Source organism: Burkholderia sp. LAS2, from assembly GCF_018417615.1.
Taxonomy (GTDB): Bacteria; Pseudomonadota; Gammaproteobacteria; order Burkholderiales; family Burkholderiaceae; genus Burkholderia; species Burkholderia sola.
The window spans coordinates 2,680,099-2,692,301 of sequence record NZ_CP071052.1; the positions used below are offsets into that span (position 1 = coordinate 2,680,099).

Here is a 12,203-nt window from a genome sequence, read left to right on the forward strand (position 1 = left end):
GCCGGGCCGCTCATTCAAGATCGCGCACGCGGTCGATCGCCTGCTCGAGCCGCTCGACGGCCATCACGTTGAGCCCTTCGATCGGCTGTTTCGGCGCATTCGCCTTCGGGATCAGCGCGGACGTGAAGCCGAGCTTCGCCGCCTCGCGCAGCCGTTCCTGCCCGCGCGGGGACGGCCGGATCTCGCCGGCCAGCCCCACCTCGCCGAACACGATCAGCCCTTTCGGCAGCGCTTTGTTGCGCATCGACGAGTGAATGGCGAGCAGCACCGCGAGGTCGGCGGCCGGCTCGGTGATCTTCACGCCGCCCACCGCGTTCAGGAACACGTCCTGATCGAAGGCCGCGATGCCCGCGTGGCGGTGCAGCACCGCGAGCAGCATCGCGAGCCGGTTCTGCTCGAGGCCGACCGCGAGCCGGCGCGGGTTCGGCACGTGCGCCGTATCGACGAGCGCCTGGATTTCGACGAGCAGCGGGCGCGTGCCCTCCTGCGTGACGAGCACGCACGAACCGGGCACGACCTGCTCGTGCTGCGACAGGAACAGCGCGGACGGGTTGGCCACGCCGCGCAGCCCGCGCTCGGTCATCGCGAACACGCCGAGTTCGTTGACCGCGCCGAAGCGGTTCTTGAACGCGCGCACGAGCCGGAACGACGAATGCGTGTCGCCCTCGAAGTACAGCACCGTGTCGACGATGTGCTCGAGCACGCGCGGGCCGGCGAGGTTGCCCTCCTTCGTCACGTGCCCGACCATGATGATCGCGGTGCCCGACTGTTTCGCGATGCGCGTGAGCTGCGCCGCGCACTCGCGCACCTGCGCGACCGAGCCCGGCGCCGACGTCAGCGCCTCGGAATAGACGGTCTGGATCGAGTCGATGACGGCCACGTCCGGCCGCTCCGCGTCGATCGCGGCCTGGATCTTCTCGAGCTGGATCTCGGCGAGCAGCTTCAGTTCGGCCGCCGGCGCGCCGCCGTCGAGCAGCGCGAGCCGTTGCGCGCGCAACGCGATCTGCGCGGCCGATTCCTCGCCACTGATATAGAGCGCGCGCCGCTCGTTCGCGATATCCGCGAGCGACTGCAGCAGCAGCGTCGACTTGCCGATGCCCGGATCGCCACCGATCAGCACGACGCCGCCGGGCACCAGCCCGCCGCCCAGCACGCGGTCGAATTCGCCGATGCCGGTCGAGAAGCGCGGGACGTCGGCAGCCTCGATGTCGGCGAGACGCTGGACCGGCGCCCGCTTCGCGAGCGACTGGAACCGATGGGCGGCCGGCGACTCGGCGACCGATTCGACGAGCGTGTTCCACGCCTGGCACGACGGGCACTGGCCCTGCCACTTCGGGGTCTGTCCGCCGCACTCGCTGCAGACGTATACGGTTTTCTGTTTGGCCACGCGCGACGCCCTTATTCCGCTCGCACCGGCACGCGGGCCGCGACCGCGCACATCAGCTCGTAGCCGATCGTCCCGCAATGGCGCGCGACGTCGTCGATCGGCAGCGCGTTGCCCCACAGCTCCACGCGCGCGCCGACGCCGGCCTGCGGGCACGGCATCAGGTCGACGGTGATCATGTCCATCGACACGCGACCGACGATCCGCGTGCGGATGCCGTCGACGATCACCGGCGTGCCTTCCGGCGCCACGCGCGGATAGCCGTCCGCGTAGCCGCACGCGACGACGCCGATCCGCATCTGCGCCTGCGCGGAGAACGTCGAGCCGTAGCCGATCGCCTGGCCCTTCGCGATCGTCTGCACCGCGATCAGCTCGGACGAGAGCGTCATCGCGGGCTTCAACCCCGTGTCGGCGATATCGGACGACAGCCCGGACGGCGACGCCCCATACAGCACGATCCCCGGCCGCACCCAGTCGAAGTGCGTGTCCGGATGCCACAGCACGGCCGCCGAATTCGCGAGACTGCGCGCGCCGGCGATGTTTTCCGCGCCGCGCTCGAACGTCGCGAGCTGCTCGGCGACGCCGCGCGCGTTGTCCGCGTCCGAAAAATGGGTCATCAACGTGATCTGGCCGATGCCGGGGCACGCGCGGGCGCGCTCCCACGCGGCACGGTATTTTTCCGGCGTGTAACCGAGCCGGTTCATCCCGCTGTTCATCTTGAGCTGCACGTTGACGGGCTTCGACAGCCGCGCCGTTTCCAGCATCCGCATCTGCTCGTCGTTGTGGACGGTCGTGGTCAGGCTGTAGCGGTCGATCACGTCGATGTCGGTCGAGCGGAAGAAGCCTTCGAGCAGCAGGATCGGGCCGGCCCAGCCGAGCTCGCGCAGCTTCACGGCCTCGTCGAGGTCGAGCAGGCCGAAGCCGTCGGTGCCGCGCAGGCCCGGAAACGCACGGGCGAGACCGTGGCCGTACGCGTTGGCCTTGACGACCGCCCAGACCTTGGACGGGCCGGCAAAGCGGCGGACGACGGAGAGATTGTTCGCGAGAGCGGCGGTGTGGATGGTGGCGGAGATCGGGCGCGGCATGGGAAATTTACGTAAAGACGCTTGCGAATCATCAGCTTACCGCGCCTTTTGAGCACCGAAGCCGACAATTTGCGGAACGATCGGGGAATCTTGCTAGTCCGAATTCGCGTATTTTCATGTTATAAAGCCGTGCGCACAACCCATTTCGAACGGAATAAGCCGATCGCATACCAGGCGGCCTACGCGGCCCTGCCGCAGCGACGAAAGCATCGCATCAGATGAAAAAAGGTTTTTACACCATCATGGCCGCGCAGTTTTTCTCGTCGCTGGCCGACAATGCGCTTCTCATCGCCGCCATCGCCCTGCTGAAAGACCTCCACGCCCCCAACTGGATGACACCGCTGCTGAAGCTGTTCTTCGTGTTGTCGTATGTGGTGTTGGCGGCGTATGTCGGTGCGTTCGCGGATTCGCGTCCGAAGGGCCGCGTGATGTTCATCACCAACTCGATCAAGGTGGTCGGCTGCCTGATCATGCTGTTCGGCGCGCACCCGCTGATCGCGTACGGGATCGTCGGGTTCGGCGCGGCGGCCTACTCGCCCGCCAAATACGGGATTCTCACCGAGCTGCTGCCGGCCGACCGGCTGGTCGCCGCGAACGGCTGGATCGAAGGCACGACCGTCAGCTCGATCATTCTCGGCACCGTGCTCGGCGGCGCGCTGATCAGCCCGCACATCGCGGCGCACGTGATCGCGCACACGCCGGCCTGGATCGGCACGCCCGCCGAAGCCGCGATGGCGATCATCATGGCGATCTACGTGGTCGCCGCGCTGTTCAACCTGCGCATTCCCGACACGGGCGCCCGCTATCCGAAGCAGGAACGCGGCCCGGTCAAGCTGCTCACCGATTTCGCCGACTGCTTCATGGTGCTCTGGCGCGACAAGCTCGGCCAGATCTCGCTCGCGGTCACGACGCTGTTCTGGGGAGCGGGCGCGACGCTGCAGTTCATCGTGCTGAAGTGGGCCGAGGTGTCGCTCAACATGTCGCTGTCCGAAGGCGCGATCCTGCAGGCCGTCGTCGCGGTCGGCGTCGCGGCCGGCGCGATTGCCGCCGCCGCGCGGATTCCGCTGAAGAAGTCGCTGACCGTGCTGCCCGTCGGCATCATCATGGGCATCGCGGTGATGCTGATGGCGTTCTACACGCGCGACCTGTTCCCGTCGCACTGGGCCGTGCATTTCGGCCATCTGCGCCTGCCGTTCTACCTGATCGTCGCGTACATCTTCCTGATCGGCGTCGGCGCGCTGTCCGGCTACTTCGTCGTGCCGATGAACGCGCTGCTGCAGCATCGCGGCCACGTGCTGCTGTCGGCCGGTCATTCGATCGCGGTGCAGAACTTCAACGAGAACCTGTCGGTGCTCGTGATGCTGTGCCTGTATGCGGTGCTCGTGTGGCTCGACGTGCCGGTCGGCGTCGTGATCGTGCTGTTCGGTACGTTCGTCTGCCTGACGATGTGGCTCGTGATGCGCCGCCATCAGGCGAACCAGCGTCAGTTCGACTCGGTCGCGCTGATCGGCGAATCGCGGCACTGACGCTACACTTCCGGTTTTCGTCCGCCGGCGCCGGTCCTCGAACCGGCGCGTTGCCCTCATGACGCACCCGATACCCAACCTCCTGACGATCGCCGGCTCCGATTCGGGCGGCGGCGCAGGTATCCAGGCCGACCTGAAGACGTTTTCCGCGCTCGGCGCGTACGGCGCGAGCGTGATCACCGCGCTGACCGCGCAGAACACGCGCGGCGTGACGGGCGTGCATGCGCCGGACGCCGCGTTCGTGACCGCGCAGCTCGACGCGGTGTTCGACGACGTCCGCATCGATGCGGTCAAGATCGGGATGCTCGCGAACGCGGCGATCGTGCAGGCGGTGGCCGACGCGCTGCGCCGTTACGCGCCGCGCTTCGTCGTGCTCGACACGGTGATGATCTCGAAGAGTTCGCACGCGCTGCTCGCGCCCGATGCCGTCGCCGCGCTGCGCGACACGCTGCTGCCGCTCGCGACGGTCGTCACGCCGAATCTGCCCGAAGCGGCCGCGCTGCTGAACGTTGCGCCCGCCACCACCGAAGACGACATGGTCCGGCAAGGTCAGGCGCTGCTGCAGAGGGGCGCGCGCGCCGTGCTGATGAAGGGCGGCCACCTGCCCGACGCATCCGCGAGCCCCGACTGGCTCGTCGAAGCGACCCGCACGGTGCGGCTCGACGGCGCGCGCGTGCCGGTCAGCAACACGCACGGCACCGGCTGCACGCTGGCGTCGGCGATCGCCGCGCTGCTGCCGCAGCAGCCCGATCTGGAAAGCGCGGTGCGGGAAGCCAAGACCTACCTGACCGGCGCGATCGCCGCGAGCGGCCACCTCGACGTCGGCCACGGCGTCGGCCCGGTCCATCACTTTCACCGCTGGTGGTGAGCGGCCGCTGACGCGGCGTCAGCGATCCTGTGCGGCGAACGCCTGCGCGCGCGCCGGCCAGTCGTCGGGCACGACGAACCCGCGCGCCGTCTCGCGCCACGTGCCGTCGCCGCCCTTTTCATGGATGCCGATCAGGTCGGGCGCCTCGCGCGTCGCCAGCACGGGCGGCAGTTCCGGTGCGCTCGCCAGCGGCTCGGGCTCGACACCCGCGCCGGCGGCGACACGTCGCGGCGCCAACCACGCCAGCCGCGGCAATACGCTCCATGCGGCGCCGTCACGCTGCGCGGCCGCCCACGCCGGCCACTGCGCATGCGTCAGCCAGAAACCGCGCGGGTGATCCGGCGCGATTTCGGCGGATACCGGCGGCACCGGCGCGCCGTGCGGATGGAACAGCCAGCCCTTGATGAACATCTGCGCGTCGGACGGTGCACCGTAGCCGAGCCGGGCGAAGCCGTCGTGTTCGCCGAGCCGCAACTGGTGGTCGAGCAGCCGGCTGCGCTTGCGGTCGAACCGGTCGACGAGATTGGGGCCGACGAAGTCGGCGAGCGACGCGCCGTCGCGGACCGGCGCGCACAGATAGCACTTCACCGCGAGTTCCCAGTGCAGGCGTCGACCGTCCGGCGCATCGACGAGAAAGTCGACTTCGCCGAGCGTGCGGCCGTTGCTGCGCAGCGGCAGATTAGCCGCGACGAGCCGCAGCGACGGCCCGTGCGTCAGGAAGTATTCGAGCAGGCATTCGGCATAGCGGCCGAGCCGGGTGGGCCGAAACCCGTCGAGCGCGCGATGCAGCGGCCCGGGCTGCGCATCGAGCGCGGCGAGCCACGCTTCGACGGCCGCTTGGCCCGCCGCATCCGGCCAGGGGCGCGCGAGCGGCGCGCCCGGCACCGCGGTGAGCAGGCTCGGGCTGGCCAGCAGCCAACCCAGATCGCGTACCGCGGCGTCGAGCAGCGTATCGACGAACGCGCACGCCGCGCCGGTCGTCATGACCCGGCCGGGCCGTTCGCGCCGCCGCCTTGCGCACGCTGGAACGTGTCACGTGCGAGGCACAGGTCGGCCCACGCCTTCGACTTGTCCTGCAGGCTGCGCAACAGGTAGGCCGGGTGGTAGGTAACGATCACCGGCACGCCCTCGTACGCATGCACGCGGCCGCGCAGCGATGCGATGCTGGCGTCCGTCTTCAGCAGCGTCTGCGCGGCAAACCGGCCGAGCGCGACGATCAGCTTCGGCTTCACGAGCGCGACCTGGCGCTGCAGATACGGCTCGCAACTCGCGACCTCGTCCGGCTCCGGGTTGCGGTTGCCGGGCGGCCGGCACTTGATCACGTTCGCGATGTACACGTTGTCGCCGCGCTTGAGCGACAGCGACTGCAGCATGTTGTCGAGCAGCTTGCCGGCCTGGCCGACGAACGGCTCGCCCTGCTTGTCCTCGTTCTCGCCCGGCGCTTCGCCGATCAGCATCCAGTCCGCTTCGCGGTCGCCGACGCCGAACACGGTGTTGGCCCGCTTCTCGCACAAGCGGCACAGCGTGCAGTCGGCCACGCGCGCGGCCAGCGCATCCCAGTCGAGCGTGGCGACCGGCGTGCCGGCAGGACGCGATTCGGCGAGCGGCGCGGGCGTGGATTCGCCCGGCGGCGCCGCGTCGAACCAGGCGAAATCGTCGTCCGCTGCCGGCGGCGCATCATCCTTCGGCGCCATCGTATCGGGCGATGCCGCCGATGCAGCTTGCGCAGGCGGGCGATCGCCGTCGTCGACACCGTGCGCCGACACCCGCGATTCGCGAGCCGCAGAGGCGCCGGCCGCGCCACGCGCGACGGCCGTCGGCGCATCGTCCTGCACCGGTGCACGCGCTGCCCGCACCGGCCGATCAGCCGCGACGGCGGAACCGTCGTCGGTCGCCGCGGTCTGCGCGACGGCAGGCGCGTCGGCTGCCGCGCCTTCGTCCGCGCGCTGCCCGCGCCGCACCCAGATCTGCGCGAGGCCCAGTTCCTCGAGCGCCGCTTCACCCCACGCCATGTGCGTCCCCCTCGTCCTTGTTCAGCGTCAGACGCATCACGATCGCGTCCTCCCGGCTCCGATGCTTCGCCGGATAGTAATTCTTGCGCCGGCCGATCGTCACGAAGCCGAAGCGCTCGTACAGATGGATCGCGCGCGGATTCGACGGCCGCACTTCGAGCAGCATGCCGTCGAGCCCTTCCGCGCGCGAAATGCGCACCGCCTCGCGCAGCAGCGCGAGGCCCGCGCCCGCGTGCTGCGCGACCGGCGCGACGCACAGGTTCAGCAGATGCATCTCGTCGACCACGGGCATCAGCACGCAATAGCCGACGAGCGAGCCCGTCACGTGCCTCAGGCACACGCCCAGATAGCCGTTGCGCAGCGAATCCTCGAAGTTGCCGCGGCTCCACGGGAATTCGTACGCGACGTGCTCGATTGCGACGACCTCGTCGAGATCGGCGTCCGTCATCGGCGCCAGATAGCGGTCGCTCAGCAGGACACCCGTCATCCCTTCGCTCCGCCCGTCTGCGCGGCCCGTACAGCGAGGCGCTCGGCCGTCGTCTGCGCGACCTTGTCGCGCACGTATTCGGGCGCGGCCTGTTCGGCCGGCACCGCTCGCCCGGCGCGGAACGCGCGCAGCGCGGCATGCGCGACCGCCAGCGCATGCGGCAGCGCATCGCCGTCGATCACGGCCGCCCGCGCGGCGGCCGGCAATTGCGCGCCGAACGCCGCGGCCGCATTGCCGGCGAGCGTAAACGGCGCGTCGGGCACGCCGACGGTCCCCGGTGCGTCGAGCGACGCCGGATGCAGCGTGCGCCAGTCGCCCGCGCCGTCGTCCCATTCGAAATCCGCCCAGTAGGCTTCGTCCATCCGCGCGTCGAGCGCGGCGAGCACGCGGGTCGTGCCGGGCGCGCGCAGCCGCGCGTGCTCGGCGCATGCGAGCAGCGTGCCGATCGGCACGACCGGCAGCCCGGCGCCGAACGCGAGGCCCTGGGTAATGCCCGTCGCGGTACGCAGGCCCGTGAACGAGCCGGGGCCCGCGCCGAACGCGATCGCGTCGCAGTCGGCGAGCGTCAGCCCGGATTCGGCGAAGAGTTCCTGGATCGCCGGCAGCACGCGCGTGCTCGACACGGCGCCCGTCGGTTCGTGACGGACCCAGGTTTGCGGAGTGGAAACGGCGTCATCGGCCGGGGCCGAGCGCAGCAGCGCGACCGAGCAGTATTCGGTCGACGTATCGATGGCGAGGAGCACTGTTTGCGTCATGGCCGACATTGTAATGCGCCGCCCCGCTCCCACGGGCCATCGGGCCCGATCTGTGCGCACGTGCGGCGCCGGCGGCGGTTTGGAAGGATCGCTCGACCCGGCGCGACGGTCCGCTTGTTAAGATCGGCCGATCTGAAACCCTTACGGAGACACCCGATGAGCGAACTCACCGCCCAATTCGACCAGGCCCAGATCGACGTCAAGCAACTGACGGAACGGCCGGGCAATCTGACCCTGCTGCGCCTGTACGCGCTCTTCAAGCAGGCGACCGACGGCGACGCGCACGGCGACAAGCCCGGCTTCACCGATATCGTCGGCAAGTACAAGTACGATGCCTGGGAAGCGCTGAAGGGCACGTCGCCGGACGCGGCGAAGCAGCAGTACGTCGAACTCGTCGAATCGCTGAAAAACGGCACGGCGTCCTGACCAAACCGCCCCCGCCGCAATAGGCAATCAAATCAGTGGCGCAGCGCAGCAAATTTCTTTATAATGCGGTCTGCGTCACCTCCCGCGCTCGGCTCGAAGCCGTTCCGGCCCGACGCCTCGTAGCGTTAAGCTCCAATCCGGTTTAGAACCTGTCCCCTCCTGCTTCGACCCTTGCGGTCGTCAACTAGGCTGGCGGCCCCGCTCCAGAAGCGCGCCGCACCCAAAACAGCTTCTAATGCCTCATCCGCCGACGGTTCGGCGGATTGCACCCGTTTCCCGATTTGCTCGCTGAATCCGACGACTTGGGTATGCGCGATTGGCGCCGACGTTTCACCCACTGTGTTTCAAGGATTGTTATGACTTCGAGCATCAACTCCAGCCCGCTCAACGCGATCGCCGACCAGGCGCTCGGTCTCGACGCCGCCGCCGCACCGGCCGCGGTCGAACCGGCGTCGGACGAGCCGAGCTTCGCGTCGCTCGGGTTGTCGCCGGAGATCGTCTCCGCGCTGCAGGCCGCCGGCTACGTGAAGCCGACGCCGGTCCAGCAGCGCGCGATTCCGGCCGGCATCGCCGGCCGCGACCTGCTGGTGTCGAGCCCGACCGGTTCGGGCAAGACCGCCGCATTCATGCTGCCCGCGATCGAACGTTTCGCACAGCTCCAGAAGACGCAGGCGCAGCAGCCGCGCGCGCCGCGCGACCCGAACCAGGGCGATCGCCGCGCGCGCCGCCCGCAACCCGTCGCGCGCCCGGGCCTGCTCGTGCTGACGCCGACCCGCGAACTGGCGATGCAGGTCACGACGGCCGCCTCGACGTACGGCAAGCACCTGAAGCGCCTGCGCACGGTCAGCATCCTCGGCGGCGTCGCCTACGGCCAGCAGCTGATGCTGCTCGCGAAGAACCCGGAAATCCTGGTTGCGACGCCGGGCCGCCTGCTCGATCACCTCGAGCGCGGCCGTATCGACCTGTCCGAACTGAAGATGCTGGTGCTCGACGAAGCCGACCGCATGCTCGACATGGGCTTCATCGAAGACATCGAAACGATCGTCGCCGCCACGCCGGAATCGCGCCAGACGATGCTGTTCTCGGCCACGCTCGACGGCAAGATCGGTTCGCTGACGGGCCGCCTGCTGAAGGACCCGGAGCGCATCGAGATCCAGCAGCGCCTCGAGTCGCGCACGAACATCGCGCAGACGGTCCACTACGTCGACGACCGCGATCACAAGGATCGCCTGCTCGATCACCTGTTGCGCGACGACGCGCTCGACCAGGCGATCATCTTCACGGCGACCAAGATCGACGCCGACCAGCTCGCCGGCCGTCTCGCCGACGCAGGCTTCGAATCGGCCGCGCTGCACGGCGACCTGCCGCAGGGCGCGCGCAACCGCACGATCCGTGCGCTGCGCGAGCGCCGCGTGCGCGTGCTGGTGGCGACCGACGTCGCGGCACGCGGCATCGACATCCCGGGCATCACGCACGTGTTCAACTACGACCTGCCGAAGTTCGCGGAAGACTACGTGCACCGTATCGGCCGTACCGGCCGCGCGGGCCGTTCGGGCACGGCGGTCAGCCTCGTGCACCACGCCGAGCAAGGCGCGCTCAAGCGCATCGAACGCTTCGTGCGCTCGCCGCTGCCGGTCAACGTGGTCGAAGGTTTCGAGCCGCGCAAGTCGCCCCCGCGTAACGGCGGCACCGGCGGCCGCGGCCGTCCGGGCGGTGGTAACGGCGGTCGTCGTTTCGGCGGCAAGCCGGGCGGCGGTTATGGCGGCAACGGCAATAGCAGCGGCAACGGTCGCAGCTACGGCGGCGGCAATGGCGGTGGCTGGAGCGGCAAGCCGGGCGGTAGCCGTGACGGCGGCCCGCGTCGCGACGGCCAGCGCAGCGGCGCCCCGCGCCGTAGCAATTCGGCATCGTAAGCATCTGGGCGGCCCTGCAGCCGCCCCCGCGGATGGGCACCTCGCCCATTCAACCAACCGGCGCATCCGCGCCGGTTTTTTTTCGCCCCCCCGCCAATTTCACGATGCAGGAAATTTTTTTGCGTCGTAAAAAATCATGCTGCACGGCACAACCCGTGCGATTGCGGGATAGGAAAACGCATTTCTTATCTCGAAATGGCGAATGCAAATCGTTGATTAAAAACAATTAAAAAATTCCGCACTTCCCGAGCCAACCCCTGTTTCGCTCCCGCCGATTTGCCTAGACTCTTATACAAGACTTCGCGAACGGGAACGCATCGCTTCCCCGCCTCGCAAACCGCATCGTCACCGCCAGATTCGGCCCGTCACGCATACATCGCATCAAGGAGCTCATCATGTCGCGTCAGCAACAGGCACAGGAACTGCAGCAGCAATGGGAAACCGATCCGCGCTGGAAGGGCATCAAGCGCAGCTACTTGGCCGAGGACGTGGTCCGCCTGCGCGGCTCGATCCCGATCGAGCACACGCTGGCCAAGCGCGGCGCGGAAAAGCTGTGGAGCCTCATCAACAACGAGCCGTTCGTCAACGCCCTCGGCGCGCTGACCGGCAACCAGGCGATGCAGCAGGTGAAGGCCGGCCTGAAGGCCATCTACCTGTCCGGCTGGCAAGTGGCCGGCGACGCGAACGTCGCGGGCGAAATGTACCCGGACCAGTCGCTGTATCCGGCGAACTCGGTGCCGCTCGTCGTCAAGCGCATCAACAACACGCTCACGCGCGCCGACCAGATCCAGTGGTCGGAAGGCAAGAACCCGGGCGACGAAGGCTACGTCGATTTCTTCGCGCCGATCGTCGCCGATGCGGAAGCCGGCTTCGGCGGCGTGCTCAACGCGTTCGAGCTGATGAAGGCGATGATCGAGGCCGGCGCGGCGGGCGTCCACTTCGAGGACCAGCTCGCGTCGGTGAAGAAGTGTGGCCACATGGGCGGCAAGGTGCTCGTGCCGACGCGCGAAGCCGTCGCGAAGCTGTCGGCCGCGCGTCTCGCGGCCGACGTGATGGGCACGCCGACCGTGCTGGTGGCCCGCACCGACGCGGAAGCGGCCGACCTGATCACGTCCGACGTCGACGACAACGACAAGCCGTTCCTGACCGGCGAGCGCACGGTGGAAGGCTTCTTCCGCACGAAGCCGGGCCTCGAGCAGGCGATCTCGCGCGGCCTCGCGTACGCACCGTACGCGGACCTGATCTGGTGCGAAACGGGCAAGCCGGATCTCGAGTACGCGAAGAAGTTCGCGGAAGCGATCCACAAGCAGTTCCCGGGCAAGCTGCTGTCGTACAACTGCTCGCCGTCGTTCAACTGGAAGAAGAACCTCGACGACGCGACGATCGCCAAGTTCCAGAAGGAACTCGGCGCGATGGGCTACAAGTTCCAGTTCATCACGCTGGCCGGCTTCCATGCGCTGAACTACTCGATGTTCAACCTCGCGCACGGCTATGCCCGCACGCAGATGAGCGCGTTCGTCGAACTGCAGCAGGCCGAGTTCGCGGCGGCCGACAAGGGCTTCACGGCCGTCAAGCACCAGCGCGAGGTCGGCACCGGCTACTTCGACGCGGTGACGCAGACGGTCGAACGCGAAGCGTCGACGACCGCGCTGCACGGCTCGACCGAGGACGAACAGTTCTTCGACGGCAAGAAGGTCGCGTAACACGCCAGGCGTTACGCCGATGCCCGCCGCGTCTCGCGACGTCG

General features: G+C 68.5%; 11 protein-coding genes. 5 read left to right on the forward strand and 6 right to left on the reverse strand.

Translation table 11 applies throughout. The features are described 5' to 3' along the window. Positions 1–10: 10 nt before the first annotated feature. Positions 11–1,387 (reverse strand): DNA repair protein RadA, encoded by a 1,377-nt coding sequence (gene radA / locus JYG37_RS12355; protein WP_050012918.1) that lies wholly within the window; start codon positions 1,385–1,387, stop codon positions 11–13. Positions 1,388–1,398: 11 nt separating this feature from the next. Further along, entirely contained in the window at positions 1,399–2,469 is a 1,071-nt protein-coding gene (alr, locus tag JYG37_RS12360) for an alanine racemase (RefSeq protein WP_213345442.1), read from the reverse strand. A 218-nt stretch (positions 2,470–2,687) separates the two neighbouring features. Here alr and lplT point away from each other — a divergent pair, with 218 nt between their 5' ends. Together lplT and thiD are read left to right on the forward strand one after the other, a co-directional pair. After that, on the forward strand, positions 2,688–3,995 hold the full coding sequence (gene lplT, locus JYG37_RS12365; protein ID WP_050012920.1) for a lysophospholipid transporter LplT: 1,308 nt from the start codon (positions 2,688–2,690) through the stop codon (positions 3,993–3,995). Between the two features lie 58 nt (positions 3,996–4,053). Then, the gene (thiD, locus tag JYG37_RS12370; RefSeq protein ID WP_050012921.1) at positions 4,054–4,863 is read left to right on the forward strand and encodes a bifunctional hydroxymethylpyrimidine kinase/phosphomethylpyrimidine kinase; all 810 of its coding nucleotides are present in this window, start codon (positions 4,054–4,056) and stop codon (positions 4,861–4,863) included. 18 nt (positions 4,864–4,881) lie between these two features. Here the strand turns inward: thiD and JYG37_RS12375 are convergent, their stop codons facing one another. The 4 genes from JYG37_RS12375 to tsaB are packed head-to-tail and all read right to left on the reverse strand — an operon-like array spanning position 4,882 to position 8,126. Continuing rightward, entirely contained in the window at positions 4,882–5,847 is a 966-nt protein-coding gene (locus JYG37_RS12375; protein WP_204383300.1) for a DUF1853 family protein, read from the reverse strand. Beyond that, a complete protein-coding gene (locus JYG37_RS12380) occupies positions 5,844–6,875 on the reverse strand; it encodes a uracil-DNA glycosylase (protein WP_204383301.1) in 1,032 nt (343 codons plus the stop codon). Before JYG37_RS12380 ends, JYG37_RS12375 begins: the two co-directional genes overlap by 4 nt. Further along, entirely contained in the window at positions 6,862–7,362 is a 501-nt protein-coding gene (rimI, locus tag JYG37_RS12385; RefSeq protein ID WP_050012924.1) for a ribosomal protein S18-alanine N-acetyltransferase, read from the reverse strand. Before rimI ends, JYG37_RS12380 begins: the two co-directional genes overlap by 14 nt. Beyond that, positions 7,359–8,126 (reverse strand): tRNA (adenosine(37)-N6)-threonylcarbamoyltransferase complex dimerization subunit type 1 TsaB, encoded by a 768-nt coding sequence (tsaB, locus tag JYG37_RS12390; RefSeq protein ID WP_050012925.1) that lies wholly within the window; start codon positions 8,124–8,126, stop codon positions 7,359–7,361. Before tsaB ends, rimI begins: the two co-directional genes overlap by 4 nt. Before the next feature lie 147 nt (positions 8,127–8,273). On the opposite strand from tsaB, the gene JYG37_RS12395 reads away from it, so the two are divergent. The 3 genes from JYG37_RS12395 (at position 8,274) to aceA (ending at position 12,159) form a co-directional block, all read left to right on the forward strand. Continuing rightward, a complete protein-coding gene (locus tag JYG37_RS12395) occupies positions 8,274–8,543 on the forward strand; it encodes an acyl-CoA-binding protein (RefSeq protein ID WP_050012926.1) in 270 nt (89 codons plus the stop codon). Positions 8,544–8,899: 356 nt separating this feature from the next. Further along, complete coding sequence (locus JYG37_RS12400; RefSeq protein ID WP_050012927.1) at positions 8,900–10,456, forward strand: DEAD/DEAH box helicase; 1,557 nt, start codon at positions 8,900–8,902, stop codon at positions 10,454–10,456. Between the two features lie 395 nt (positions 10,457–10,851). Next, on the forward strand, positions 10,852–12,159 hold the full coding sequence (gene aceA, locus JYG37_RS12405) for an isocitrate lyase (protein ID WP_050012928.1): 1,308 nt from the start codon (positions 10,852–10,854) through the stop codon (positions 12,157–12,159). Positions 12,160–12,203 lie beyond the last annotated feature (44 nt).

Coding starts and splice junctions, on each gene's coding strand:
- JYG37_RS12375 (WP_204383300.1), bottom strand. CDS start 5,847: ATGACGACCGGCGCGGCGTGCGCGTTCGTCGATACGCTGCTCGACGCC.
- aceA (WP_050012928.1), top strand. CDS start 10,852: ATGTCGCGTCAGCAACAGGCACAGGAACTGCAGCAGCAATGGGAAACC.
- rimI (WP_050012924.1), bottom strand. CDS start 7,362: ATGACGGGTGTCCTGCTGAGCGACCGCTATCTGGCGCCGATGACGGAC.
- lplT (WP_050012920.1), top strand. CDS start 2,688: ATGAAAAAAGGTTTTTACACCATCATGGCCGCGCAGTTTTTCTCGTCG.
- JYG37_RS12400 (WP_050012927.1), top strand. CDS start 8,900: ATGACTTCGAGCATCAACTCCAGCCCGCTCAACGCGATCGCCGACCAG.
- thiD (WP_050012921.1), top strand. CDS start 4,054: ATGACGCACCCGATACCCAACCTCCTGACGATCGCCGGCTCCGATTCG.
- JYG37_RS12395 (WP_050012926.1), top strand. CDS start 8,274: ATGAGCGAACTCACCGCCCAATTCGACCAGGCCCAGATCGACGTCAAG.
- alr (WP_213345442.1), bottom strand. CDS start 2,469: ATGCCGCGCCCGATCTCCGCCACCATCCACACCGCCGCTCTCGCGAAC.
- tsaB (WP_050012925.1), bottom strand. CDS start 8,126: ATGTCGGCCATGACGCAAACAGTGCTCCTCGCCATCGATACGTCGACC.
- JYG37_RS12380 (WP_204383301.1), bottom strand. CDS start 6,875: ATGGCGTGGGGTGAAGCGGCGCTCGAGGAACTGGGCCTCGCGCAGATC.